The sequence below is a fragment of the Sphaerisporangium fuscum genome, from assembly GCF_018531465.1.
GTDB classification, from domain to species: domain Bacteria; phylum Actinomycetota; class Actinomycetes; order Streptosporangiales; family Streptosporangiaceae; genus Sphaerisporangium; species Sphaerisporangium fuscum.
In genome coordinates, this window is sequence record NZ_JAHDTF010000010.1 from 1 (window position 1) to 25,624 (window position 25,624).

A 25,624-nucleotide genomic window follows, 5' to 3' on the forward strand; every position below is an offset into this window, starting at 1 on the left:
TGTGTTGTGCAATCCCCCCCGCGGGGGGGGGCGGGGCCCCCCCCCCGGGGGGGGGGGGGGGGCGGCTGCCCCCCCCGCTCCTCGAGGTCCAGGCCGGCCCGGGCGGCTCAGCAGCCGTCGGTCACGTAGCAGCCCTTCACGTACCACTTGCCGCTGTAGTAGGCGCCGCTGGTGGCCTTGCTCGTGCCGCCCACGGAGACCAGGCTGCCCGGCACGTAGGAGCAGGACGAGGTGGAGCAGAAGTAGCCGTAGACCCGGAAGTAGGTCTCGAGCCCGCTGGTGCACTTGACGCTCACGGAGTGGTCGGTGCTCGCGGTCTTGGAGCAGCCGCTGACCGCGGCGGCGGGGGAGGCGGTGCCACCGACGAGGGCGGCGGTTCCGAGAACGATGCCGGCGACACCGGAAAGGATCTTTTTGTTCACGGGCATCCATGATCGCTTGTCGGGTCGCTCTTTACAACCTAGAGCGTGATTCTTGACAGATCGTCCCGTTCCGGTCCGTCATGATGCTCTGAAGTACGGCGCCTCGAACGCTGTCCGCCGCAGCGGGACGCTCAAGGGCGGTCGCCGGTGGCGAGTTTGAGGCCGAGGGCGATGAGGACCGAGCCGACCAGGGTGTCCATGACCCGCTCGAAGTGGCGGTGGTCCACCAGGCGGGCCGTGCGGTCGGCCGTGATCGCGAAGACGAACTGGCCGGTCAGATTGGAGGCGGCCGCGATGAGCGTCAGGCCGATGATCAACAGCGTGGCGGTGCCGTCGTGGGCGGTGACGAACTGCGGCAGCAGCGCCGTGAAGAATGCCGCGGCCTTGGGATTGAGCAGGTTGGTGGACAACCCCTGCCGAAAGAGCGCCCTGGACGAGGCGTGGGCTCCGGGGGAAGCGGCGTTCGTACCGGCCGCGGAGACGCTGGTGGTGGCCGGGGCGGCGTCGGCGGGGCGAGGGCCGGCGGTGGCCGGGGCCGACGAGCGCCAGGCGCGCCACAGCATCCGCACTCCCATGTAGCCGAGGTACGCGGCTCCGGCCAGTTTGAGCACGGTGAAGGCCACCATGGAGGCCGCGAGGAGCGCGGCGATGCCCGCGCACGCCGCGAGCCCCCACAGCAGGAGACCCGCCGCGCTGCCGAGGCCCGTCCGCACCCCCGCGCCCCACCCTTGGCGCATGGCGTTCCGCACCACCAGCGCGGTGTCAGGGCCAGGAGTGATGGTGATCATCGCGACGATGCCGAGATAGGCGAGCAGTGCCTCACGAGTCATGATCCGACTCTAGCGATGGATTGGTCTGCTGTTTCGTCGCTTATTGGCACTTCCGACGCTCAAGCCCGGTGACCACGATGGCTTTCCGTGAAGGCGATACGAAACATGGCCGACCGGCGGCGCGGGATGATCGGTGCGGCGACCGCGATGTTCCTGGTCGGCACGCTGACAGGGGTCTCTCCGGCCCTGCACGCCTACCCCTTGTACGGCGGGCAGGCCATTCGGTACGCGATCGCCGCCGCCGTGCTGTTCGCCGTCCTCCGCGTGAGAGGGCTGCCGGCGCTGCGGCCGACCCGCCGCGAGCTGGTGCTCGTCGTGCTGCTGGCCGTGGTCGGGCTGGTGGCGTTCAACGCGTTCGTCGTGGAGGCGACCCGGCACGCCGACCCGGCGACGGTCGGCACGATCGTGGCGACGGTCCCCGTCGTCCTGGCGGTGGTCACGCCGCTGATGGAGGGCAGGCGCCCGACGTCGTACGTCGTGGTCGCGGCCGTCGTGGTGGCCACGGGGGCGGCCGTCACGATCGGCCTCGGCGGCGCGACGCTCGCCGGGGTGCTGCTGGCGTTCGGCGCGCTCGCCGGTGAGGTCGGATTCTCGCTCCTCGCCATCCCGTTGCTGCCGCGGTTCGGCGCGGTCCGGGTGGCGGCGTACTCGGCCGCCGCGGCGGTGCCGCTCTTCCTGATCGCGGGGCTCGCCGAGGACGGCACCCGGCTGCTGCGCGTGCCCACGCCGTCCGAGGCGGCCGTGCTCGGCTACCTGGCCGTGGTGGTGACGGCGTTGGCGTTCTTCTGCTGGTACGACGCGCTGCCCCGACTCGGCGCCGACCGCGCGGGCCTGTTCTCCGGCTTCCTGCCGCTCGGCACGATCGTGGCCTCCATGGTGCTGGGCACCGGTCACCCGGGTCTGCCGGAGCTGCTGGGGGCCGCGCTGGTGATCGCGGGCCTGCTGCTGGGGTTTCGTCCTCGGCCGGCCCGCCGTGTCGCGGTGGAGGATCCCGGCGAGGGGGTTCGCAGCGCCGTGGACGCCCGCTGATCGGACGGTGCGGGGATCCGGCCGCGCCGAATGGCCGGGAGCGGGGAGAGCGGGCCGCCGTAGCCGGTCGATTTCCGGTGATGCATTCACGGAATTCGGTGATCCGGTGGCGTGGGGGGTTCGGCGATTCGCCGGTGTCGCGTTCTCGGGATACCGCCTGGAAAATCTCTTTGCGGCGGTTTTTCGATTGGGTTTCCGGGTTTTCGGTTCACCGTCGGGCGGCTGGTGCGGCCGCCAGGGGCGACGTGCGTCGCGCGGTGCTCTGAACAGGGAGTTCTCAGTCCCAGGTGGTGCCGGCGGTGCGGGAGTACGAGTCCCAGGTGGTGCCGGCGGTGCGGGAGCGGGAGTCCCAGGTGGTGCCGGCGGAGCGGAGGATGGAAATCGCGGAGGCGGCCGAGTTCTTCATTTCTTCGTCTCTTTTCTTGAGGGATTTCGAATTCGTCCTTGCACAATCAACTCTGCGGCATTCGAAGCCCTAGAACCAGACGAATGGACGGCAGCAACCTGCACGCCGTTGGCCGCATCCTGCCACCTCTGTCCGGATGGCGTATTACCGCTGCTCAGGGCGGGGGAGCGGGCCGTGCGCGGGCGACGTGGCGGCGTGATCACCAGAGCCGGACGGCCTCCGCCGCGAGAAGTGGCCGCGCATGTACATTGAGTGATCATCGTGTCGCCCGAGGGCGGGAGCGCCCCGGCTGTCTCGGAGGTCGTCATGATCGTCATATCCGCCGCCCGGCCCGTCCGCGGTCTCGTCGTCGCCGCGCTGGGCGCGAGCGCCCTGGCCCTGCCCGCCGGTGCCCACGCCGCCGCGGGGGTCCCCTGTACGGCCCCGGTGACCACCACCGGTTCCGTGCCGGGCGACACCGGGTCGAAGATCCCGGTCGGCAGCACCGGCCGGCCGGACGCCACCTGCGGCGACGCCGCCCAGAAGACCGTGGACGGCACGCTCGCCTCCGTGCAGGACGACGTGAAGGGGTTCGAGGCCAAGGTCAAGAGCGAGTGGGGACGGCTGTGCGTACTGGCCGGCCTGGGCGCGCAGGAGCTCAAGAACCACCTGGCGGCCATCGGCCTCGGTCCCGACGACAGGGCCCTGGACCAGCAGCCGAAGAGCGAGCAGGACCGGCTCGACCTGGTCATCAGGTACGTGACCACCACCCAGTGCCCCGCCCCGGCCACCCCCGAACGCAACCCCGCCCCCCGCCCCGTCACCGACTGACACGCCCGGCCCCGGCTGAGCGGACCGACCCGGCCCCCTCTGAAGGACCGCCGGTCAGCGGCTGAACGGCCCTGGATACCGGCTGGGCGAGCCCGGCCCCCGCCTGAAGGACGGTCCGGTCAGCCGTTCAAGGGACCCGGTCGGCGGTTCAAGAGACGGCCGCCCGCCATCGCCTGGCGAGCGGCCGGCTTCGGTGTGCGGGAGGTTCAGGGCGAGGGGGTGCCCGCGGGCCGGGGGACGAGAGCGGGCCCGGCGTCCAGCAGGGCGGCCTCCGACAGCCTGGCGTTGGGCACGGTGGAGCCGAGCCTCGGCGTGTCGCACTGGGCCCTCTCGGCGCGGGTCATCGGGCCGGTCCGCTGGTAGACGCGGTCCGGGTTGACCGCCGAAGGGCTGTCGAGCGTGACGTTCCTCGCCTCGTAGTCGTAGTCGCCCCACACCTTCGGCTTGGACTTCAGATCGAACACGATGCGGTGCCTGGCGTACTGGATCTCGATCCAGCTCGCCTCTCCGGGCAGCACCGTGGCCTCCACTTTCTTGACGTAAGGGCCTTCCACCCATTTCCCGTCGATCTGGACCGGCTTGGGGTTCTTCCAGATCCACTGCTCGTCGTATTTGGCCAGCAGGACGCCCTCGATCCATTTGATGGATTCGTTCTTCGGGCCGGTGGTCTTCTCGTCGTAGACGAGCCTGCCCTTGGCGTTGTCGATGCTCGTGGTCTGGAGCGGGATCGCCCGAGGGTCTTTCACGCTTTCTCTGGTGCAGTTTATGTAGACCTCTCCGATGCCCTTCGGCCTGCTCCAGTATTCGGTGTTGCGTACCTCGGTCCAGGTGCATCTGCTCTGGTCGCTGCACCTGTCGATGACGTCCTCGACCGTGGCCGGTTTCGGGTTCTCGCCCTTGTAGGTGTACACGGCCTGGACGTCGGGCAGCGGCGGGATGCCCGGGAATCCGGGGGTGGCCCCGGCGGGGGACATCACCGCCACGGCGAGAGCGACCGGCACGGGGGACGCCAGGAGCGCGAGCCGTCCGCGTCGCGGCAGGTGACGCCTCCGATGCGCGGCCGGGGCGGGGTCGCCTTTCCCCGGAACGGGTTCCGGCGGGTGGAGTCCATGGTCGTTCGGCAAGGGTGCGTCCTTTCTGGCGGTGGAACTCGTGCCGTGCTTCGCCGAGCCGCTGCGGCGGGTCAGCGGGAACGGGGGGTCAGCCGGACGACCTTGCCGGCCTTCCAGTCCGCCCTCGCCGGCCCGATGTCGACGAGGCCGTCCGGCGACGGGGTGCCGGCGGCCGTTCCCGTGGTGCGGAGGCCGGGCGGCCGGGTGATGCGCCCGCACAGACCGGCGGGGACGACGGAGGTCATCGCGAAGATGAAACTCCGGTTCACCGTCGAGGGGCCCTGGGCGGCGACGTTCTCGACGTGCTTGGAGGTGTCGCCGACCCTCAGCGCCCCCACGACCCGGGTGACGGCGTTCTTCCCGACGAACCACAGCATGTCGTTGGGCGCGATCCTCGTCTTGTACGAGGTGGCCTCGGTGTTCTTGTCGGACCATTCGCGGCTGTAGGCCATCTTGAACGCCGCCATGAAGCTGATCTTCGTGCCGACGGTGTTGCTGCCCCTGGCGGTGCCCTTGGTCGCGTCCTGGCTGGTGTTCTTCTTGGTGATCTCGTCGTTCGGGCCCTTGTCCTTCGGCGCGGTGTGGTGCGTCGAGGAGTCCTCCTTGCCGTCCTGGTGGGAGGCCTCCGCGGTCCCCTCGGCCGTGGTGTCGGTGGTGCCGTCCGTGCTCACCTGCCCGCTGATCTCTCCGCTGATGTTGTCGGTGCTGCTCTGTTCGAGCGTGACCGTCCGGTCGACGTCGATGTCCTTCATCGAGCAGTTGATGATCGCGTTGCCCAGCGCCACGACGCCGTCGTAGTACTCACTGGAGGCCGACTTGTCGATGGTGAACGTGCAGCGGGAGGCGTTGGTGCACAATTTCGTCACCTCGCGGACGGACGGCAGCGGGGTGCTCCCGTCGTACGCCTTCGCGGCCGGCATCTCCGGAACCGGCGCTTCCCCGGAATCGGCCGCCGCGGCCGGCGTCACGGTGGACACGAGCACCACCAGGGAGGCGGCGGCGGCCGAAAGCGGCGATCGCCCCCGAGCGGGCCGGTGCGGCGTCGAATGGACATTCTGTTTCATCAGCAAGATATCGTCCTTTCCGGCGGCAGGACCCGGAGGAATCCTTTTCCTGCCGGTGCGAACGATTATCCAGACGCCGGAGCCCCGGTCCCGGCTGCGGCGACCGTCGTGAGGGCGAGAATTGGCGGGGGACGGTGAAATTCCTCGCCAGGCGCCATCGGCCGTATTTCCGGAAAGGCCGGTCCTCGGTCAAAGCCCGCATGTGTCCGAGGTAATGAAGTTAGAGGCGCGCGGCCACTCCGACGATAGAAATCTACAATGTAAAGGCGCGCGACCGTAGCCCGGCGGAAGGCGCACGGGATCGGCCGGCTCGGTGAGGTGCCTGTGTGAGACCGGCTCAGCGCGGCGACGCGTCAGTGCGGGATCGGCCGGTGCGGCGAGATGTCAGTGCGGGATCGGCTGGAGTTCGGCGACGTGGCGGATCAGGTCGCTGACGTGGACCACCCCCATGCAGCGTCCAACCTCGTCGACCACGACCAGGTCGTCGTACACGCGAGCCGCGTCCTTGCCCGCCACCTGCGTCGCGGCGATCGCGGGCGTGGTCTTGGGCACCACCCGTGGTGGGTCGGCCAGGCGGTGCGCCGGCTTCTTGGCGTGCAGGGCGTGCCCGTACGGCCCGGCGATGGACAACAGGAACCGGCTGCGCTCCAGGCTGGCTCTCGGGCGCTGGTATTCGTCCACCAGGACGACGCTGGTGATCGACGGCTCGGTGCCGAAGGCCTCCACCACGTCCTCGGCGGTCGCCAGCATGTCGAGGGTCACCGCCGGCAGGAGGAACTCCTGGACGCGCGGGCCCAGGTCGATCACCCACGGCTCGGGTTCGGCCGCCGGCACCGGCAGGGGGACGTGGACGCGTCCGTGCGAAGGCCGCCAGTCGAGCGGGGCGAGCAGTGGTCCCTGGGCGAGCCTTATGCCCCAGCCCCGCACCGCCGCGAGCTGCCCCTCGTCGGTGACCTGCGGGGCGAGCACGTGGACGCCCATGCCCTTGGCCATCCGCGACACCGCTTCGCCGACGGCGTTGCGCCGAGCGTCCCGGGGAACCCGTTCGATCAGCTCGGGGGAGATCACCACCGCGTACGGCGAGGCGTCGGCGAGCAGGTCCAGCGGCACGTGGGAGGCGCCGACGCCGCCGACCGCGACGAGGTAGCCGATGGCCCGCAGGCCGTCCATCCCCGTCAGCAGGGCGGAACGGTCCTCCGTGGCGAAGTCGCCGGCGATGACGAGGATCACCTCACGCGGGCGGCGGCTGGTCGCCCGCAGGGACTCGTGCAGGGGGGCGAGGGCGGCCGATCCCTGGATCACGGCCGCGGAGGGGACCGTCAGGACGAGGGGGAGCAGGGCCTCCTCGCGGGCGGCCGCGTACACGGCGGCCACCGTGGGGGAGACGTCACCGGACGGCCCGAACGGGGCGAACTCGGCGGCCGCCTCGACGGCGATCACCCCTCCGGAGTCGAGGTCGACGATCGGGAAGAAGGTCGCGGCGGAGTGGGAGGCTCCGTGGAGTCCGGACGAGTGCGAAGGGGCCATCGAGGCTCCCAGGGATGCGGGGGCGGGTCACCGGGGGACGTGCGCGGTGCGGAACTCTAGTGCCGTACGCGCACGCGTCGATTCTCCTGCCACGGGCAGGGGAAGAGCGGCGCAGCGCAGGGAAATTCACCGATATTTCCCCCGATGTTGGAAGGGAAGAATTCTTTACGCAGAGTCGAGAAATCAGTCATTTACGTATCCGGGTTTCGGGCCATCCCTTCCGTGTCGGCAGTCCCCCGCCTCATGCGCATCCGGGTGTATCCACCATGCATCATCCACATACCACCCAAATCACGCGATACCGTGCCCGCCTGGAAGCGGATGGCCCGTGTGCGCCCGATGCCGTGCGATGTTCTGCCGCGCCTCGGTGGGAGCGCGTAGCCGGTTTGCGCGGTCCCGCGCGATATATCGCCATGCTGCCGTGAAAGTCCCTGATGTGCCGCCGCACCTCCGCCGGATACAACGACCTGCCATCGCGGTCGGCGCCGATATGAGGCTCCGCTGTGGCCGGCGCCGGTCGTGAGGCGCGGCGGCACGGTTCCTGCCGGGTCCGTTCCGGCTCAGGCGCGGGCGGGGATCTGGCCGCCGGAGACCGCCTCCACGAGCCGGCCCCAGTCGGGATAGGTCGCGACCTTCTTCAGGTGCATCGCCGTGACCTTGTCGTTCAGCTCGGGATCCATGTCGTCCGAAAGGCGGACCGCCGAGAGGCCGGCGAGGTGGGGAAGGATCACGTGGTCCCCCGCGAGGTGGACCGGGTCGTGCATGTACCTCTCCAGTGCGGCCAGGTCCGCCACCCCCACGCAGTACGCGTGGGTGTAGCCCTCGGCGGGATCGCCGAGGTCCTGGCCGACGGTCGAGAACGACACCGACTCGACGCTCGCGGTGCGCCGCATCGCGGTCAGCACCTCGGCCTTCTCCTCCTCGGTCGTCTCCTCTTTGAAGCTGAACCGCAGGATGTTGACGATCATATTCGTCCCTTCGTCGCAGGTGACCGGACCAGAAATGAACTCATTGGTTCACTTTAATGATCTGATTACGTTCTGTACAGGCCGGTTCATCAGGATGCCCTGACCAGTGCAGGGCGCATGCGCCGGCGGTACAGTGCGAGCGTGACGGGAGGAACGGCCCAGACCGGGCGGGCGGCTTCACGTGGGCGCATCGACAAGCGGCGGGCGATCCTGGACGCCGCCTTCACCGTGTTCGCCCGCCGGGGCTACTCCGAGGCGTGCGTGCAGGAGATCGCCGAGGAGGCGGGCGTCGCCAAGCTGACGGTCTACAACCACCTTCACGACAAGGAGAACCTGTTCCGGCACGCCCTGGAGGCGGCGGCCGAGGTCGTGGCCGCCGAGAACCTCGCCGTCGTCGAACGGCTGCGCGAGCCGGGCGACGACCTGCGCGCCGCCTTGGAGGACGTCGCCTACCGGATGCTCCGGGTCTGCTCCAGTGAGCGCTCGCGATCACTGCGCTGGCTGACCTACGCCCAGGTGGCCCGTTTCCCCGACATCATCGAGATCGTCCAGGGTCGTACCTCGCGAGGGCTGGCCGAGGCGCTGGCCGACAGGCTGGCCCGGCTCTCCCTCTCCGGACGCCTACGGCACTGCGACCCCGCCCAGGCCGCGGAGCACTTCCTGGCCCTGCTCACCGCCCCCATGGAGACACGCTCCCGCCTCGGCACCCGCAAGGTCCCGTCCACGGAGACCCGCCAGGTGGCCACGGCCGCGGTCGACACGTTCCTGAGAGCCTACGGCCCACCGACGACCTGACCGCCGCCTACGGAGCGGGGTCGAGGAGGCGGATACGGACGGCGCGGAAGGTCTTGGGGGTCTCCTGGAGGACGGCCAGCCGGGGGTCGGGCACGTCCAGGAACGGCGGCGTCTCAAGCGCGAAGACGGCTTCCAGTCGCCGGTCTGCGCGCAGGGCGTCGACCGCGCGGCGATCTCCTCCGAGGACGACCGCGTCCAGCGCGTCCACCTGGGGCACCAGCACGCGTACGGCCACCTCGGCCGCCGCCCGTGACGCCTCGCCCGCCTGCTTCTCCCTCCGCCGGGCGAAGCGCTGCTGCGACCAGCCGCCCGCCGCGCTGCGGCCGTGGACGAGCCGCGAACCGACCTTGGACGTGATCAGCCGTTCCCCTTCGAACACACCTGCCGCGTAGCCGCCGAGCCGGACGAGAAGAACACCTATCCGGCGCTCGGTGTCGGCGTGTGCCACCAGGGCGCGCAGCACGACGGCCCCGGCCGCGGGCTCGCCGGTCTCCGGGGGTGGCGAAGGGACTTCGGGTAGCGGAGGAAAGGGCACATGCAGTTCCGCGACCGCGCCGTCGGTGGCCCGCACCCGTACGACGTCACCTGAGGTGTCGATCTTCGCGGCTCCATGCCGCTCGACGAACCTGCCGAGCCAGCCCTCGAGCCGCTCCGGGCCGACCGCGACCCATCGCCCCCCACCTGCCGCCGGTCGTCCTGCCATGACCCGCGACAGTACAGCAACCAGGGAGGAACCGGTCGGCCGCCGTAGTGGGGCGCCGGATTCGCCGTACTGCTTCTCGCCGTCGCGGCGCCGTTCCGTGGGTGTCGGACGGGGGCGGAGATCGCGGACGCCGCGGGGCGGGGGGTTGAGGGGCGGCCGGATGGAGGTGCGGGCGCTGGGGAGGTCGGACGGGGGGAGTGCTCGGTGGAGGAGGGTGAAGCGCTAAGAGGGACGCCGCGGGGCGGGGGCGTTGACGGGGAGGTCGGACGGGGGGAGTTCCCGGAGGTTGGACGGGGTGGGGGTGTTGGGGGAGGGGCGGGGTGGGTGGGGTTGTTGACAGGGAAACATAGTTTTCCTACTGTTTATATAGGTAATACCCCGTGTGGAACGAGGTGCCCTGATGACCGTTCCCTCTGTTGTGCCTGATCGCGTGAGTCGCGGTGCTCTCGAAAGGGTCCGCCGCCGTGGTCTCGCCCGTCTGCTCCCACCCCGCCGGCACGGCCCCGGCCGGTGCCGTCCGCGGGGGCGCGGACGGGGCGGGTGGGGCGTATGACGGCGCCGCCCAAGAAGCAGGTCCATCTGGCCGCGCACTTCCCCGGGGTGAACAACACCACCGTGTGGGCGGACCCGCGATCGCGCAGTCAGATCGACTTCTCCTCCTTCGAGCACCTGGCCCGGACCGCCGAGCGCGGCAGGTTCGACTTCTTCTTCCTCGCCGAAGGCCTGCGGCTGCGCGAGCTGAAGGGGCGGATCCACGACCTCGACGTGGTCGGGCGTCCGGAGTCGCTCACCGTCCTGGCCGCCCTCACGGCGGTCACCGAGCGGCTCGGCCTGGCGGCGACGGTCAACGCGACCTTCAACGAGCCCTACGAGCTGGCCAGGCGCCTCGCCACCCTCGACCACCTCAGCGGTGGGCGGGCGGCCTGGAACGTGGTGACCACCTCCGACGCCTTCACCGGCGAGAACTTCCGCCGCGGCGGCTACCTCGACCGCGCCGACCGCTACACCCGGGCCGAGGAGTTCGTACGGCTGTCGCGCCGGCTGTGGGACTCCTGGCGGCCCGGGGCGATCCTCGCGGACCGGGAGGCGGGAACGTTCCTGAGGCCGGGCTCGGTCGCGACGGTCCGGCACCGGGGCGAGCAGTTCGACGTCGAGGCGCTGTTCAACGTGCCGCGCAGCCCGCAGGGGCACCCGGTGGTCATCCAGGCCGGCGACTCCGACGAGGGCAGGGAGTTCGCCGCCGCGAACGCCGACATCATCTTCAGCCGCCACGGCACCCTGGAGGACGGCCGGGCGTTCTACGCCGACGTCAAGCGCCGCCTGGCGAAGTACGGCCGCGCGAGGCACGAGCTGAAGATCATGCCCGCCGCCACCTACGCCCTGGGGGACACCGACGCCGAGGCGGCGGAGAACGCGGCCGAGATCCGCCGCCTGCAGGTCGGCCCGCAGACCGCGATCGCCTTCCTGGAGCAGGTGTGGGGCCGGGACATGTCCGCCTACGACCCCGAGGGCCCGCTCCCCGACGTCGAGCCCGCGCTGGAGCAGGACCTCTCGCAGGGCCGGGTCCGGCTCGCCGACCGGGGCGCGGTCGCGGCCAAGTGGCGCGCGGTGGCCGAGGAGAAGGGCCTGAGCATCCGCGATCTGGTCATCGAGATGACCGGCCGCCAGTCGTTCGTCGGGTCGCCGGAGACGGTGGCCCGGCGGATCGAGGAGTTCGTCCGCGCCGACGCCGCCGACGGCTTCATCCTCGTCCCGCACCTCACCCCCGGAGGGCTGGACGACTTCGTCGACCGGGTCGTCCCGCTCCTGCAGGAGCGCGGCGTGTTCCGCGCCGAGTACGAGGGGAGCACGCTCCGCGACCACCTCGGCCTGGCGGTGCCCGCCTGGCCCGGAGTGGCGCCGTGACGGCCCTGTCCCCGCGCCCGCCACTGCCGGCGGGCGCGAAGCCGTCAGGAGGCCGCGGCGGTGCCCTGTCCCCGCAGGAATCCGTCGCCGTCCCGCAGGAATCCGCCCCCGTCCCGGAAGGAACGTTGTGACGACCGCCCCCTTGCACCTGGCCGTCGCCCTCGACGGCGCCGGATGGCACCCGGCGGCCTGGCGCGACCCGGCCGCCGCCCCCAGGGCGCTGCTCACCGCGCGGTACTGGGCCGGGCTCGCCGCCGAGGCCGAGCGCGGCCTGCTCGACTTCGTCACGATCGAGGACTCCCTCGGGCTGCAGTCCACGCTCCTCGACGGTCCCGACGGACGGGCCGACCAGGTCCGCGGACGCCTGGACGCGGTGCTGATCGCGGCCGCGATCGCGCCCCTGACCAGCCGCGTCGGCCTGGTGCCGACCGCCACCACCACCCACACCGAGCCGTTCCACGTGGCGATCGGCATCGCCACTCTCGACCACGTCAGTCTCGGACGGGCGGGCTGGCGGGTGCAGGTCTCGCCCCGCAGGTCCGAGGCCGCGAACTTCGGGCGCAGGGACGTGCCCCTCCTCGACCCGGACGACCTGTCGCCCGACCGGGTCGCCGGCCTGTTCGAGGAGGCCGCGGACGCCGTGGAGGTGGCCCGCCGCCTGTGGGACAGCTGGGAGGACGACGCCGAGATCCGCGACGTGGCGACCGGCAGGTTCGTCGACCGGGACAAGCTCCACTACATCGACTTCGCCGGGCCGGCCTTCTCGGTGAAGGGCCCCTCGATCACCCCGCGCCCGCCCCAGGGCCAGCCGCTCGTCACGGTGCTCGACCACGGCCGCTCCCGGGTGCCGTACGAGCTGCCCGCCCGCTCGGCCGACGTGGTGTTCGTCACCCCGCACAGCCGCGAGGAGGCCGAGGCGATCGTCCGGCAGGTCCGGAGCGTCCCGAGGGAGGGGGAGCCGCTGAAGATCTTCGCCGACCTGCTGGTCTTCCTCGGCGAGGACGCCGTGGAGCGCAGGGCCCGGCTGGACGAGCTGGCCGGGGCGGAGCCGGTCTCCGACGCCGCCGTGTTCGCCGGGAGCGCGGGGGAGCTGGCCGACCTGCTGCTCGACTGGCGGCGCGCCGGGATCCAGGGCTTCCGGCTGCGCCCGGGCGTGCTGCCGCTGGACCTGGAGGCGATCAGCCGACGGCTGGTCCCCGAACTGCGCGCCCGCGGCGCCTTCCGGGACCGGTACGAGGCGGCGACCCTGCGCGGGCTGCTCGGCCTTCCCCGTCCCGCCGGCCGCTACCGGACGCCGGAGGGCCGGGACCGGCTCGTCGACCCGCGCAAGGTCCTCGACCCCCACCACCCCGCCGACCTGCACGAGAAGGCGACCACAGCGTGAAGTTCCTCGCGATCACCCTCATCGCGCACGACGGCAGGGTCTCCACCACCGAACGGTTCCGCGAGGTCGTCGCCGGCGCGGTGCTGGCCGAGGAGCTCGGCTTCGACGGGTTCGGGGTGGGGGAGCGGCACGAGCGGCCGTTCATCTCCTCCTCGCCGCCCGTGGTGCTCAGCCACATCGCCGCCAGGACCTCTCGCATCCGGCTGTTCACCGCCGTCACCACCCTCAGCCTCCTCGACCCCGTGCGGGCCTACGAGGACTACGCCACCCTCGACCACCTGTCCGGCGGCCGCCTCGAACTGATCATCGGCAAGGGCAACGGATCCGCGCAGGCCGAGCTGTTCCACGTCACCACCGAGGACCAGTGGGACCGCAACGCCGAGGGGTACGACCTGTTCCGCCGGCTGTGGCGGGAGGACAAGGTCACCTGGGAGGGCCGCTTCCGGCCCTCGCTCACCGACGCCGAGGCCCTGCCGCGGCCGTTGCAGCGGCCGATCCGCGTCTGGCACGGCAGCGCCACCAGCAAGGACTCGGTGGACCTGGCCGCCCGCTACGGCGACCCGCTGTTCTCCGCCAACGTCACCAACCCCATCGAGCCGTACGCCGAGCTGATCGACCACTACCGCGAGCGGTGGGCGTACTACGGGCACGACCCGGCCGGCGCCCTGGTGGGGGCCGGGACCGCGGCGTTCTACACCGCCCCCACCTCGCAGGAGGCGATCGAGACCTACCGGCCGATCTTCGAGGCGCGGCAGGAGACGTTCAGGAGGTACGGCGCGCCGCGGGTGTTCGACTCGCTGGAGGACGCCGTCGAACGCGGCTCGCACCTCGTGGGCAGTCCCCAGCAGATCATCGACAAGGTCCTCCGCTACCACAAGCGTTTCGGGCACGAGGTGATGCACCTGCACGCCGACGCCGACGGGCTGCCCCCCGCCCGGCACCGCGCCGCGCTCGAACTGTTCCAGGCGGAGATCGCCCCCGTGCTCCGCCGAGAGATCCCCAGCAGGCCGTTCCCGGAAGGGCTGTCATGACCGTTCCCCTGTCCATCCTCGATCTGGCACCCATCCCGTCCGGGAGCACCGCCGGCGACGCGCTGCGTGACACGCTCGACCTCGCCCGGCGGGCCGAGGAGTTCGGCTACCACCGGTACTGGCTGGCCGAGCACCACTTCGCCGCCGGGGTCGCGAGCTCGGCCCCGGCCGTCCTGATCGCCCTGGTCGCCGCCGCCACCAGCCGCATCAGGGTGGGCTCCGGCGCGGTGCAGCTCGGGCACCAGACGCCCCTGGCCGTGGTCGAGCAGTTCGGCCTGATCGACGCCCTGCATCCCGGCCGCGTCGACCTCGGCCTCGGCCGGTCGGGGCAGCGCCGGGCCGAGCTGGCCGGACAGACCGCCAAGCCGCCGGAGCGGCCGGCCGGGCCCGCCGGCTCCCGCGTCGTGGACGGGCTGCTCATCCCGCCGCCGTTCGACTGGTCCGCGCTGGCCCGGTCCCCGCAGCTGGCCTTCCAGGCGTCGCTGCTGCAGCAGCCGGGCGCGCGGACCCCCGACTTCGCCGAGCAGGTCGACGACGTGATCGCCTTCCTGCGCGGCACCTTCACCTCTCCGGACGGGTACGCCGCGCACGCGGTGCCCGGCGAGGGCGCGGACGTCGAGGTGTGGATCCTGGGCAGCAGCGGCGGGCAGAGCGCCCAGGTGGCGGGGGAGCGCGGGCTGCCGTTCGCGGCGAACTACCACGTCAGCCCGTCCTCGGTGCTGGAGGCCGTGGAGGCCTACCGCGAGGCGTTCAAGCCCTCGGCGACGCTGGCCGAGCCGTACGTGGTCGTCTCCGCCGACGCGGTCGTGGCCGAGGACGACGCCACGGCCGCCGAACTCGCCAAGCCGTACCCGCTGTGGGTGCGCAGCATCCGCACCGGCCAGGGCGCCATGCCGTACCCCAGCCCGGAGGAGGCCGGCGCCCACGTCTGGAGCGAGGCGGACCGGGCGCTGGTGGCCGACCGGGTCGACACGCAGTTCGTCGGGTCACCGGAGACGGTGACCGAACGGCTGCGGGTGCTCCAGCGCGCCACGCGGGCCGACGAACTCCTGGTCACCACCGCGACGCACGCGCACGCCGACCGCGTGCGCTCCTACGAACTGCTGGCCGCGGCGTGGCGGGAAGGCCGATGACCGTGGCGGGAGGACCGAAGATCTCCACCCGGCGCGTGCTCCCCGCGCTGGCCGCCGCCCTGCTGGCGGCCGCGTGCGGGACGCAGGCCGGCCCGGCCCCCGAGACCGCCTCCGGCGGGTCGCTGACCTGGGCCGTCGAGACCCAGCCCATCACCTTCAACCCCCAGCAGTGGGCGCAGAACAAGGCCAGACTGCTGGTGTTCGATCAGTTCGACGCGCTCGTGGCGCGCACGAAGGACGGCCGGTTCGTCCCCTGGCTCGCCACGTCCTGGCAGGTCTCCAAGGACGGGCGGACCTACACCTTGCGGTTGCGCGACGACGTCACCTTCCACGACGGGGAGAAGTTCGACGCCGCCGCGGTCAAGGCCAACCTCGACCAGCTGCACGCCCCCGGCTACAACCCGGCGGTCGCCGCGATCCAGCTGCACGCCTACGACCACACCGAGGTCGTCTCGCCCACCACCGTCAAGATCGTCCTGAAGGAGCCGGACGGGCTGTTCCTCGACTTCCTGTCCTCGCCGTACGCCGGGCAGGTCTCACCCAGGTCCCTGAAGAACGCCAAGGACCTCAAGGCGGGCGGCCCGGACGTCGTCGGCACCGGGCCGTTCATCCTCGACCGGTACGTGCGCGGCCAGGAGGCGCACTACCGGCGCAACCCCGCCTACAAGTGGGCGCCCGCCACCGCCGGCCACCAGGGACCGGCCCACCTCGCCGAGATCACCTACCGCTTCCTGCCCGAGGCGTCGGTCCGCGTCGGGGCGCTCACCTCCGGCCAGGTGCAGGTCATCGACGGGGTGCCCGCCACGGAGGTCGCCCTGGTGAAGAACGACCCCGGCCTGACCTACCGGACCGCCCTCAACTCCGGCACCTCGTACTCCTACTACTTCAACACCTCCCACGCCCCCTTCGACGACAAGCGCGTACGGCAGGCGTTCCGCGAGGCCGTCGACCTGGACAAGGTGCTCGCCTCGGTCTACCAGGGCACCGCCACCCGGGCCTGGAGCATCGTGGCGCAGAGCGGCCAGTTCTACGACCCGAGCCTCGAGCACACCTACGGCGGCGACGCGGCCAAGGCCAACGCCCTGCTCGACCAGGCCGGATGGACCGGCAGGGACGCCCAGGGATATCGCACCAAGGACGGCAGGAGGCTCACCGTGCGCGAGGTCGCCTCCGCCCCCTTCGTCCGCGACCGCCGCGAGATCCTGGCCCAGGCCATCCAGGCCCAGGTCAAGCAGACCGCCGGCATCGACTTCCAGGTGAAGGTCGTCGACCAGGGCACGGCGCAGAAGGCGCTGGACGACGACCAGTACGAGCTGTTCGGCAACTCCCGTGGCGACTCCGACGCCGGGACCGCGCTGAACCTGATCCTGCCGGAGAAGGGCGCGATCAACCGCACCCACTTCAAGGACGCCGAGGTCGACAGGTGGCTGGCCGAGGCGTCGGCCGGCTCGCGGATCGGGGAGCGCAAGGCCCTCTACGCGAAGATCCAGCGGAAGGTCGTCGCCGACGAGGCCATCGTCTGGCCGGTGTACGTGCCGAGCGACCAGATCGCCGCCCGCAAGGAGATCCAGGGCCTCGGCTTCGAGCCCGGCTCCGGCACGCCCGCGAGCGCCTACGACGTCCGGATCGGCACGTGAGCGAGCGCGCGCTCAGCCTCGGCCGGCGTCGGGCGGAGAAGGACCGCCGGGGCCGGCGGACGGGGGTGGCCGTCGCCCGGCGGCTCGCCTCGGGGCTGGCCGTGCTGTGGGCGGCGGCGACCGCCGCCTACCTGGCCCTCCTGCTCGCCCCGGGCGACGTCGTGGACGTCCTCATCGGCGACGGGGCCGACACTCCCGAGATCCGGGCGCGGATCGCCGCCGAGTGGGGGCTGGACCGCCCGGCGGCCGTCCGGTACCTGACCTATCTCGGCCGGCTCCTCCACGGCGACCTCGGCCGCTCCTACCAGCTGCAACGGGGCGTGGGGGAGGTCCTCGCCTCGCAGATCGGGCCGACCGCGCAGCTCACCCTGGCCGCCGCGGCGACCGGCGTCGTCCTCGCCGTCGCGGTCGCGCTCGCCACGGCGGGCCGGGGCGCCTGGGCCCGGCGCGTGGCCTCCGGCGCCGAGCTGGTGGCCGTGTCCGTGCCGCCGTTCGTGATCGGGCTCCTGCTGCTGGCCGTGCTCTCCTTCAGGCTCGGCTGGTTCCCCGTGTCGGGCGCCCAGGGCTGGAACGCGCTGGTGCTGCCCGCGCTGACGCTCGGGCTGCCCATCGCCGGGGTGCTCGGCCAGGTGCTCAGGGAAGGGCTGGAGCGGGCCATGGAGCAGCCGTTCGCGGTCACGGCCCGCGCTCGCGGGCTGACCGAGCGGGCCCTGGTGGCCCGGCACGCCCTGCGCCACGCGCTGCTGCCCGCGGTCACGCTCACCGGCTGGTTCACCGGCCTGCTGCTGAGCGGGGCGATCATCGTGGAGGCCGTGTTCGGCCGGCCCGGACTCGGCCAGGTCACGCTGCTCGCGGTGACCGGCAAGGACATGCCGGTCGTGATGGCGCTGGTGATCCTTTCGGCGCTGGTGTACGTGACCGTCAGCACCCTCCTCGACATCGCCTACCGCCTCATCGACCCCCGGCTGAGGACCGGCTGATGGCCGGGATCGCCCTGCCGGCGCGCCGCCGGCCGTACCGTCTGGCGCCCGCGGCCGTCGTCCTCGCCCTGCTGGTCGTGGCGGTGGCCGCACCGGAGGTGCTGACCGGCGCCGACCCCCTCGCGGCCGACCCGCTGCAGGCGCTGCGGCCCCCCGGCGCCGCCCACTGGTTCGGCACCGACCACCTCGGCCGCGACGTCCTCGCCCGGGTCGTGCACGGGGCACGCCACTCCACGGGCATCGGCCTGCTCGCGGTCGGGCTGGCCGCGGGCGCCGGCGTGCTGACCGGCCTGGCGGCGGGGCTGTCGCCCCGCTGGGCCGACGAGGCGCTCGCCCGGTCGCTCGACGTCCTGTCGACCCTCCCCGAACTGCTCCTCGCCCTGTTCGTCATCGCGATCACCGGGCCGGGCACCGGCAGCGTGATCGTCGCGATCGGCGTCGCCCAGATCCCCACCTACGCCCGCGTCGTCCGCGCGCAGACCTTCGTCGTACGGCGGTCGGCGTACGTCGAGCAGGCCGTGACGTTCGGCCTGCCCCGGGCGGTCCTGATCGTGCGGCACGTGCTGCCCAACGTCCTCGGGCCGATCCCGGTGCTGGCCACCGTCGGGCTCGGGCAGGCGATCATCGCCGCCTCCGGGCTCAGCTTCCTCGGGCTGGGCCCGCAGCCGCCCTCCCCGGAGTGGGGCGCGATGCTGTCGGAGGCCCGCGGGTACCTGCGCATCGCCTCGTGGGAGGCGCTGTTCCCGGCGGCCGCGATCATCGCCACGGTCGCCTGCCTGACCGTGACCGGACGGCGCCTGCAACGCCGCTTCGACGGGAGAACCCGATGACCGAGATCGCCGACCGCCGGGCACCGGGGACGTACGGGGGGACGACGGCCGGAGGGGAGGAGCGGGGGATCGACGCCGCCTCGCCCGTGGTGTCGGTGGCCGACCTGCGGGTCGCCTTCCCCGCCGCCGGGGTCGAGGCCGTGCGAGGCGTGTCGTTCACGATCGGCCCGGGCGAGTGCGTCGCCATCGTGGGCGAGTCGGGCTCGGGCAAGAGCGTGACCGCGCGCTCGCTCCTCGGCCTGGCGGGGCCCGGCGCCGTGGTGACCGCCACCCGGCTGGAACTGGGCGGCCGGGACGCCCGGTCGTTCCGCCCGGCGGACTGGCGGCGGCTGCGCGGACGGCACGCCGGCCTGGTCCTTCAGGACGCCCTGGTCTCGCTCGACCCGCTGCGCACCGTCGGCGCCGAGATAAGCGAGGCGCTCGCCGCGCACCCTTCCCTGCCGAGGGGCGGGCGCACGGCGCGGGTGCTGGAGCTGCTGGAGGCGGTGGGCGTCCCCGAGCCCGCGGTGCGGGCCCGGCAGCACCCCCACCAGCTCTCGGGCGGGCTGCGGCAGCGCGCGCTCATCGCCTCGGCGATCGCCGCCGAACCGCCGCTGGTCATCGCCGACGAGCCGACCACCGCGCTCGACGTCACCGTCCAGGCGCAGATCCTCCGGCTGCTCGCCGAGCGCCGGGCCGGCGGCACGTCGCTGCTGCTGATCAGCCATGACCTGGCCGTCGTCTCCTCCATCGCCGACCGGGTCCTGGTGATGAAGGACGGGACCGTCGTCGAGGAGGGGACGGCCGGGGAGGTCCTGACCGCCCCGGCCCACCCGTACACGCGGACGCTGCTCGCCGCCGTCCCCTCCGCCGCCTCGCGCGGCACCCGCCTGTCACGGCCCGCGGTCCCGGCGGCGAACGCGGCGCCACCGGCTGCCGGCCTGGCACGGCCCGCGGGCGGCGGGACGCCGGGACCGGCGGCGCCACCGGTTCCCGGCCGCGGGGCGGACACCGGGCCGTCGCCTGCCGGGCCGCCGCGCTCCGCGCCCGTGCTGACCGTCTCAGGCCTGTCGGTCTCCTATCCCGGCCGCCGGGCGGTGGACGGGGTGTCGTTCGCCCTGCACCCGGGGGAGACGCTCGGGCTGGTGGGCGAGTCGGGGTCGGGCAAGACGACGGTGGCCCGGCTGGTCCTCGGGCTGCTCGCGCCGTCGGAGGGCGAGGTCCTGCTCGGGGGCCGCAGGTGGAGCGGTGTGCCCGAGCGGCGGCGCCGTCCGTACCGCTCGGCGATCCAGCTCATCTCGCAGAACCCGCTGGACTCCTTCGATCCCCGGCTGACGGTCGCCCGCCTGGTGGCCGAGCCGCTGCGCGGCCTGCCGCGCGGGCGGCGCGCGGAGCGGGCCCTCGAACTGCTCGACCGGGTCGGGCTCCCGCCGGAGACGGCAGGGCGTCACCCGCGCGAGCTGTCCGGCGGGCAGCGTCAGCGGGTGGCGATCGCCCGTGCTCTCGGCCCCCGTCCCGAGGTGCTGGTCTGCGACGAGCCGGTCTCGGCGCTGGACGTCTCCATCCAGGCACAGGTTCTCGACCTGCTCGCCGACATCCAGGCCGAGGAGGGCACCGCGCTGCTGTTCATCTCCCACGACCTCGGGGTCGTCCACCACCTGTCCGACCGGGTGCTGGTGATGAAGGACGGCCGCGTGGTGGAGGAGGGCGAGGTGGACGAGGTGTTCCTCCGTCCCCGGCACCCCTACACACAGGCCCTGGTGGCCGCCGTCCCCCGCCTGACGGGAGCGGCCTCGCAGCCGAGCGGAGCGAGGTGATCGAACGAGGCCATCGAGCAGGTGGCCTGAGCGCGAAGATTTCCGACATTTCACTTTTTGGGCGTGCAAAGTCTTGCCGCCCGTTACCCAAAGCTGATCGAATGGTGCGGCCCTCAAGCAAGAACGCGCAAAAGGAGCAGGCGTGCAGATCAGCTTTCGGCGTTGGGCGGTGGGGCTGGCGGCGGCGACGCTGTCCGCGTTCACGGTCGTGCCGTCGGGACCCGCGGAGGCCAAGCAGCCTCCCGTCGACGTGCAGCTACTGTCGATCACCGACCTCCATGGATACCTGAAGCCGCAGAGCGACGCCGCCAACGGCACCGTGAAGGACGCCCAGGGGAACACCATCGTCGTGGGCGGCGCCCCCTACATCGCCACCCACCTGAAGAACCTCAGGGCGGGCCACCGCAACTCGATCACCTTCTCGACCGGCGACAACTTCAGCGGCTGGCCCAACGAGGTGTCGTTCCACATGGACGAGCCGACCATCGAGTTCCTCAACTCCATCGGAGTGCAGTTCTCCGCCGTCGGCAACCACGAGCTCGACCTCTCCATGGAGTTCCTGCGCGACCACATGGAGCGGGGCGGCTGCTTCAGCACCATCGACGTCGACAGCTGCTTCACCGACTCCAGCGGCCGACGCTTCCACGGCGCCGACTTCCCGTTCCTGTCGGCCAACATCACCCCCAAGGGCTCCACCAAGCCGATCCTCCCGCCGTACGTGATCAAGTACGTGGAGGCCGGGCGCGGGCACAAGCGCATCCCGATCGGCTTCATCAACCTCACGACCCCGACCACGGTCGAGGGGTCGACCTCCTACCAGCCGGGCCTGGACAACCTGCCCATGCTGGAGACGGCGAACAAGTACGCGGCCGAGCTCAAGCGGCGCGGCGTCGAGGCGATCATCGCCAACGTCCACGAGGGCGGCACCGCCGGGGACGTCTTCGACCGGTGCAACACCAACCCCACCGGGCCGGTCTTCGACTTCGCCAGGCAGGTCACCCCGGACATCGACGCGATCGTCACCGGTCACTGGCACGCGCTGTTCAACTGCACCGTCCCCGACCCGGCCGGCAACCCGCGCCCGGTCGTCGAGGCGGCCAACCACGGCCGCCTGATCAGCGAGATCAACCTCAAGATCGACCCGAAGACCCGGGACGTGATCCGTTCCGCCACCGTCTCCGTCAACCACCCCGTCACCCGGGACGTCACCCCCGACCCGGCCGCGGCGAAGATGGTCGACTACTGGCTGGCCCGGTCCGACCAGACGTACGCCCGTCCCATCGGCAAGATCAGCGGTGACATCACCCGCGCCCGCGCCGCCGACGGCGAGAGCACGCTCGGCAACCTGATCGCCGACGCCGAGTACGCCGACTCCCAGCGGACCGAGGGCGGGAAGGCCGACCTCGCGCTGGTCGCCACCGCCCCGCTGAAGGGCTCCAACAGCCTGCGCGGCGACCTGCGCTTCGCCAAGGGGAGCAACCCGGCCGACGCCGACGGCACCGTGCTGTTCGGCGAGGCCCGCGCCGTGTACGGCTACGCCAACCCGGTGCTCACCGTCTCCCTCAGCGGGCAGCAGATCGACCAGGCGCTCGAACAGCAGTGGCAGACCCAGGCCGACGGCACCGTGAAGTTCACCCCCTTCGCCGTCTCGGCCAACGTGCGCTACTCCTACGACGCCCGCAAGCCGGTCGGCGAGCGCGTCGACCCGGCCGGCGTGCTGATCAACGGCGCGACCCTCGACCCCTCGCGCACCTACCGGGTGGCGGGACTCGCCTACACCTTCATCGGCGGGGACGGCTTCACCGCCTTCACCGGTTTCACCGACCCCGTGCGCGGCTCCCGCGACTACGAGGCCTTCCGGTCGTACTTCGCCGACGGCCGGACGGTGGCGCCGCCCGCGCTGGACCGCGTCACCGCGGCCGGGTGACCCTCTCCCGGACGTGACCCGAAAGGCCTGCCGGCTCCGCCGGCAGGCCTTTCGCTGTGCGCGGTCAGCGAGAGACGCCGGCGGCCAGGGGAAGCTGGAGGACGAAACACGCGCCCCCGGTCGAGGACTCCTCGACGCGGATGGAGCCGCGGTGGGCCAGGGCGACGTCCTTCACCAGGGCCAGGCCGAGGCCGGTCCCCTCCAGGTCGCGCTCCGGGGCCGTCCTGAGGCGGACGAACCGCTCGAAGATCCGCTCCCGGTCGACCTTGGCGATGCCGTGCCCGTCGTCGCACACCGCCAGCTCCGCCTTGCCGTGGGTCCGGTAGACCTCGACGTCCACGACGGAGTCGGCGTAGCGCTGGGCGTTGTCGAGCAGGTTGGCCAGCGCCCGGCACATCTCGCTGCGGACGACGTCGACCATCACCCCGCGGGTGAGGCACAGGTCGATCGGGTGCCGGTCGCTCCGCCGGCGCACCTCGTGCCGCACGAACTCGCCCAGATCCAGCACCTCGTGACCACCGGGCGACTCCGCGTCGTTCATCTGGGCCATGAACAGCAGGTCGGAGACGATGGCCTCCAGCCGCTCGACCCCGTCGAGCGCGTGGTCGACGAGGGCCGTCGCGTCGAGCTGCTCGGGGTGCAGCCGCGCCTCCTCCAGCTCCGTGCGCAGGCCGGTGATGGGTGAGCGCATCTCGTGGGAGACGTTGGAGGCGTACTGCCGCTCACGGTCCAGCATGTCCAGCGTCTTGTTGACGCACCTGACGAGCTGGCTGATCTGGGCCGGGTCGTGCCCCAGGCCGAGCTGGTCGTGGCGGTCCCTCTCGTTGATCCCGGTGAGCTCCCTCGCGATGGCGGCGATCCGCACCAGCAGCCTGCGGCCCAGCGCGCGCCCGCCGAGGACGGCCAGCAAGATCACCACGGTGCCGGAGAGGGCATTCAGAGATGCGCGATCGCCCGCCCCCGGCGCGCGGGCGTCTCGCCGCCACGAGATCATCGTCCTCACCGGTCGTCCCCCCGTCCCGGCGCGGCCGGGCATCCGCGTGTCCAGGCGTCGCCGGAGTGACGTGACGGGAATCGCCACCGCTCGATGGCGGGCGCCGGGTCGCGCCGCGCCGGAAGGCGCCGGGCGGAGACGATTGATTCCCCCGAACTCCTCACTTTACGCGCTCGTAGCCGCCTGGGCACGCTCGGCGATCACACCGTGCGCCCCGGCCGTCGCCGGTGGTCGGATATCAATCCCGGCGGGGAACCGGCCGTACACTAGGCGTATGCGCTCCCCTGACTGATCAGCGCGCTCACGGAAGCGGGCCGAGCCGCGCGGCCGCCCTGCGTCATCCCCGCTTAGTTCCGAAGGCATCTCCTGCCCCATCGTTCCCCGCTCTCGGAGTTCTCCCTCAGCCATGATCATCGCCTCTGACATCGAACTGCGCGCCGGTGCCCGCCTGCTCATCGAAGGGGCGTCCTTCCGCGTCAACCCCGGTGACCGCATCGGCCTGGTCGGCCGCAACGGCGCCGGCAAGACCACCCTGTGCAAGGTCCTCGCCGGTGAGGGCCTCCCGGCCGCCGGCACCGTCAGCACCACCGGCAGCGTCGGCTACCTCCCGCAGGACCCCCGCACCGGAGACCTGCAGGTCATCGCCAGCGACCGCATCCTGTCGGCGCGCGGCCTCGACCAGGTGCTGCGCGAGCTGCGCGAGGCCGAGCTCGGCATGGCGTCCGACGACACGCGTGTGCGCGACCGCGCGGTCCGTGCGTACGGCCGCCTGGAGGACCGCCTGCACGTGCTCGGCGGGTACGCCGCGGAGGCCGAGGCGGCGTCGATCGCCTCCAGCCTCGGTCTGCCCGACCGGGTGCTCAAGCAGCCCCTCGAGACGCTCTCCGGAGGGCAGCGCCGCCGGGTCGAACTGGCCCGAATCCTGTTCAGCGGGGCGGAGACTCTCCTGCTTGACGAGCCGACAAACCACCTCGATGCGGACTCAATCGGGTGGCTTCGTGATTTTTTACGATCCCACCAGGGCGGCTTGATCATTATTAGCCACGATGTCGGCCTCCTTGAAGCAACGGTCAACAGGGTCCTGCACCTCGACGCCAACCGCGGCGTCATCGACACCTACAACGTCGACTGGAAGACCTATCTCGCCCAGCGCGAGAGCGACGAGCGCCGCAGGAAGCGCGAGCGCGCCAACGCCGAGCGCCAGGCCTCGCAGCTGCTGCAGCAGGCCGACCGCATGCGGGCCAAGGCCACCAAGGCCAAGGCCGCGCAGGACATGGAGCGCCGGGCCAAGCGCCTGCTGGCGGGTGTCGAGGAGGAGCGGCGCAGCGACAAGGTCGCCAAGCTGCGCTTCCCCGACCCGGCGCCCTGCGGGCGCACCCCGCTGGCCGCGACCGGGCTGTCGAAGTCGTACGGCTCGCTGGAGGTCTTCACCGACGTCGACGCCGCCGTCGACCGGGGGAGCCGCGTGGTCGTGCTCGGCCTGAACGGCGCCGGGAAGACCACCCTGCTGCGCATGCTCGGCGGGCTCGAGGAGCCCGACAGCGGCGAGATCCGCCCGGGGCACGGGCTCAAGCTGGGCTACTACGCCCAGGAGCACGAGACCCTGGACGCCGGGCGCAGCGTGCTGGAGAACATGCGATCGGCCGGTCCCGACGTCCCTGACGTCGTCCTTCGCAAGGTCCTCGGCTCGTTCCTGTTCTCAGGTGACGACGCCGAGAAGCCCGCGTCCGTCCTGTCGGGAGGCGAGAAGACGCGACTGGCCCTGGCCACGCTGGTGCTGTCGAGCGCCAACGTGCTTCTGCTGGACGAGCCCACGAACAACCTCGACCCGGTGAGCCGAGATCAGGTACTTTCTGCGCTGAGGTCCTATTCTGGGGCAATTGTCCTTGTTACACATGATGAGGGTGCCGTAGAGGCCCTACGACCGGATAGGGTGATCTTGCTACCAGACGGAGTTGAAGACGCGTGGAGCGACGAATTTTCCGATCTTGTGGCACTTGCCTGATCTTAATTTGAGCGGGTACGGATCTTTTCCCACGGAGTAGGTAGCCGATCCGGCTGAAATGACTGATCATGGCGTGAGTAACGCTGCGGAAGTCTGGCACTACAGGAGGTACTCGTGGCCGAGACTCTGAAGAAGGGCACCCGGGTGACCGGGGCCGACCGTGAAAAACTGGCCGCCGATCTCAAGAAGCGCTACGCCGCGGGTGAGAGCATCCGCGCGCTGGCCGCCTCGACCGGCAGGTCATACGGGTTCATCCACCGCATCCTCAGCGAGTCCGGCGTGACTCTGCGGGGGCGCGGCGGAGCCACCCGAGGCAAGTCGAAGCGCTAGAAGCCG

The 25,624-nt window shown here is 71.8% G+C and carries 23 protein-coding genes; 14 read left to right on the forward strand and 9 right to left on the reverse strand.

The window, feature by feature from the left end:
- Window positions 1-107: 107 nt before the first annotated feature.
- Together KIK05_RS12455 and KIK05_RS12460 are read right to left on the reverse strand one after the other, a co-directional pair.
- Window positions 108-422, reverse strand: coding sequence for a hypothetical protein (locus KIK05_RS12455; RefSeq protein ID WP_214410825.1), 315 nt, complete (start codon window positions 420-422; stop codon window positions 108-110).
- Window positions 423-553: 131 nt separating this feature from the next.
- Window positions 554-1,252 (reverse strand): LysE family translocator, encoded by a 699-nt coding sequence (locus KIK05_RS12460; protein ID WP_214410826.1) that lies wholly within the window; start codon window positions 1,250-1,252, stop codon window positions 554-556.
- An 87-nt stretch (window positions 1,253-1,339) separates the two neighbouring features.
- Here KIK05_RS12460 and KIK05_RS12465 point away from each other — a divergent pair, with 87 nt between their 5' ends.
- Window positions 1,340-2,281: a DMT family transporter gene (locus KIK05_RS12465; protein WP_308249881.1), complete on the forward strand. Its 942-nt coding sequence runs from the start codon at window positions 1,340-1,342 to the stop codon at window positions 2,279-2,281.
- Between the two features lie 277 nt (window positions 2,282-2,558).
- Here the strand turns inward: KIK05_RS12465 and KIK05_RS48080 are convergent, their stop codons facing one another.
- A complete protein-coding gene (locus tag KIK05_RS48080; RefSeq protein WP_284681301.1) occupies window positions 2,559-2,687 on the reverse strand; it encodes a hypothetical protein in 129 nt (42 codons plus the stop codon).
- Between the two features lie 306 nt (window positions 2,688-2,993).
- On the opposite strand from KIK05_RS48080, the gene KIK05_RS12470 reads away from it, so the two are divergent.
- Window positions 2,994-3,497 (forward strand): hypothetical protein, encoded by a 504-nt coding sequence (locus tag KIK05_RS12470; RefSeq protein ID WP_214410827.1) that lies wholly within the window; start codon window positions 2,994-2,996, stop codon window positions 3,495-3,497.
- A gap of 206 nt (window positions 3,498-3,703) precedes the next feature.
- Here the strand turns inward: KIK05_RS12470 and KIK05_RS12475 are convergent, their stop codons facing one another.
- The 4 genes from KIK05_RS12475 to KIK05_RS12490 all read right to left on the reverse strand — a co-directional run bounded on the left by KIK05_RS12475 (window position 3,704) and on the right by KIK05_RS12490 (window position 8,168).
- Window positions 3,704-4,621, reverse strand: a complete 918-nt coding sequence (locus KIK05_RS12475; protein WP_214410828.1) for a hypothetical protein — start codon at window positions 4,619-4,621, stop codon at window positions 3,704-3,706.
- A gap of 59 nt (window positions 4,622-4,680) precedes the next feature.
- On the reverse strand, window positions 4,681-5,673 hold the full coding sequence (locus KIK05_RS12480) for a hypothetical protein (RefSeq protein ID WP_214410829.1): 993 nt from the start codon (window positions 5,671-5,673) through the stop codon (window positions 4,681-4,683).
- Between the two features lie 384 nt (window positions 5,674-6,057).
- Window positions 6,058-7,200 carry an EAL domain-containing protein gene (locus KIK05_RS12485; protein ID WP_214410830.1) on the reverse strand — a complete coding sequence of 381 codons (1,143 nt, stop codon included), beginning with the start codon at window positions 7,198-7,200 and terminating at the stop codon, window positions 6,058-6,060.
- 560 nt (window positions 7,201-7,760) lie between these two features.
- Window positions 7,761-8,168, reverse strand: a complete 408-nt coding sequence (locus KIK05_RS12490) for a Dabb family protein (RefSeq protein ID WP_214410831.1) — start codon at window positions 8,166-8,168, stop codon at window positions 7,761-7,763.
- A gap of 141 nt (window positions 8,169-8,309) precedes the next feature.
- Between KIK05_RS12490 and KIK05_RS12495 the strand changes: the two genes are divergently transcribed.
- Window positions 8,310-8,963, forward strand: a complete 654-nt coding sequence (locus KIK05_RS12495) for a TetR/AcrR family transcriptional regulator (RefSeq protein ID WP_308249882.1) — start codon at window positions 8,310-8,312, stop codon at window positions 8,961-8,963.
- A 7-nt stretch (window positions 8,964-8,970) separates the two neighbouring features.
- Here KIK05_RS12495 and KIK05_RS12500 read toward each other — a convergent pair whose 3' ends face one another.
- A complete protein-coding gene (locus KIK05_RS12500) occupies window positions 8,971-9,666 on the reverse strand; it encodes an acVLRF1 family peptidyl-tRNA hydrolase (protein ID WP_214410833.1) in 696 nt (231 codons plus the stop codon).
- Window positions 9,667-10,215: 549 nt separating this feature from the next.
- On the opposite strand from KIK05_RS12500, the gene KIK05_RS12505 reads away from it, so the two are divergent.
- The 9 genes from KIK05_RS12505 to KIK05_RS12545 all read left to right on the forward strand — a co-directional run bounded on the left by KIK05_RS12505 (window position 10,216) and on the right by KIK05_RS12545 (window position 22,289).
- Window positions 10,216-11,571 (forward strand): NtaA/DmoA family FMN-dependent monooxygenase, encoded by a 1,356-nt coding sequence (locus tag KIK05_RS12505; protein ID WP_214410834.1) that lies wholly within the window; start codon window positions 10,216-10,218, stop codon window positions 11,569-11,571.
- Window positions 11,572-11,698: 127 nt separating this feature from the next.
- Entirely contained in the window at window positions 11,699-12,955 is a 1,257-nt protein-coding gene (locus KIK05_RS12510) for an LLM class flavin-dependent oxidoreductase (protein WP_214410835.1), read from the forward strand.
- Complete coding sequence (locus KIK05_RS12515; protein ID WP_214410836.1) at window positions 12,952-13,986, forward strand: LLM class flavin-dependent oxidoreductase; 1,035 nt, start codon at window positions 12,952-12,954, stop codon at window positions 13,984-13,986. Before KIK05_RS12510 ends, KIK05_RS12515 begins: the two co-directional genes overlap by 4 nt.
- Window positions 13,983-15,119 carry an MsnO8 family LLM class oxidoreductase gene (locus tag KIK05_RS12520; RefSeq protein WP_214410837.1) on the forward strand — a complete coding sequence of 379 codons (1,137 nt, stop codon included), beginning with the start codon at window positions 13,983-13,985 and terminating at the stop codon, window positions 15,117-15,119. The genes KIK05_RS12515 and KIK05_RS12520 overlap by 4 nt, the downstream gene beginning before the upstream one ends.
- Window positions 15,116-16,756: an ABC transporter substrate-binding protein gene (locus KIK05_RS12525; protein ID WP_214410838.1), complete on the forward strand. Its 1,641-nt coding sequence runs from the start codon at window positions 15,116-15,118 to the stop codon at window positions 16,754-16,756. The genes KIK05_RS12520 and KIK05_RS12525 overlap by 4 nt, the downstream gene beginning before the upstream one ends.
- A complete protein-coding gene (locus tag KIK05_RS12530) occupies window positions 16,753-17,736 on the forward strand; it encodes an ABC transporter permease (protein WP_308249883.1) in 984 nt (327 codons plus the stop codon). The genes KIK05_RS12525 and KIK05_RS12530 overlap by 4 nt, the downstream gene beginning before the upstream one ends.
- On the forward strand, window positions 17,736-18,566 hold the full coding sequence (locus KIK05_RS12535; protein ID WP_214410839.1) for an ABC transporter permease: 831 nt from the start codon (window positions 17,736-17,738) through the stop codon (window positions 18,564-18,566). The genes KIK05_RS12530 and KIK05_RS12535 overlap by 1 nt, the downstream gene beginning before the upstream one ends.
- Window positions 18,563-20,362: a dipeptide ABC transporter ATP-binding protein gene (locus KIK05_RS12540; RefSeq protein ID WP_214410840.1), complete on the forward strand. Its 1,800-nt coding sequence runs from the start codon at window positions 18,563-18,565 to the stop codon at window positions 20,360-20,362. The genes KIK05_RS12535 and KIK05_RS12540 overlap by 4 nt, the downstream gene beginning before the upstream one ends.
- Before the next feature lie 142 nt (window positions 20,363-20,504).
- Entirely contained in the window at window positions 20,505-22,289 is a 1,785-nt protein-coding gene (locus KIK05_RS12545; RefSeq protein WP_214410841.1) for a bifunctional metallophosphatase/5'-nucleotidase, read from the forward strand.
- A gap of 64 nt (window positions 22,290-22,353) precedes the next feature.
- On the opposite strand, the gene KIK05_RS12550 is transcribed toward KIK05_RS12545, so the two are convergent.
- Complete coding sequence (locus tag KIK05_RS12550; protein WP_214410842.1) at window positions 22,354-23,208, reverse strand: sensor histidine kinase; 855 nt, start codon at window positions 23,206-23,208, stop codon at window positions 22,354-22,356.
- 481 nt (window positions 23,209-23,689) lie between these two features.
- On the opposite strand from KIK05_RS12550, the gene KIK05_RS12555 reads away from it, so the two are divergent.
- Together KIK05_RS12555 and KIK05_RS12560 are read left to right on the forward strand one after the other, a co-directional pair.
- A complete protein-coding gene (locus tag KIK05_RS12555; RefSeq protein ID WP_214410843.1) occupies window positions 23,690-25,288 on the forward strand; it encodes an ABC-F family ATP-binding cassette domain-containing protein in 1,599 nt (532 codons plus the stop codon).
- Between the two features lie 114 nt (window positions 25,289-25,402).
- Window positions 25,403-25,618: a helix-turn-helix domain-containing protein gene (locus tag KIK05_RS12560; RefSeq protein WP_093173121.1), complete on the forward strand. Its 216-nt coding sequence runs from the start codon at window positions 25,403-25,405 to the stop codon at window positions 25,616-25,618.
- The last annotated feature ends 6 nt before the right edge of the window (window positions 25,619-25,624 follow it).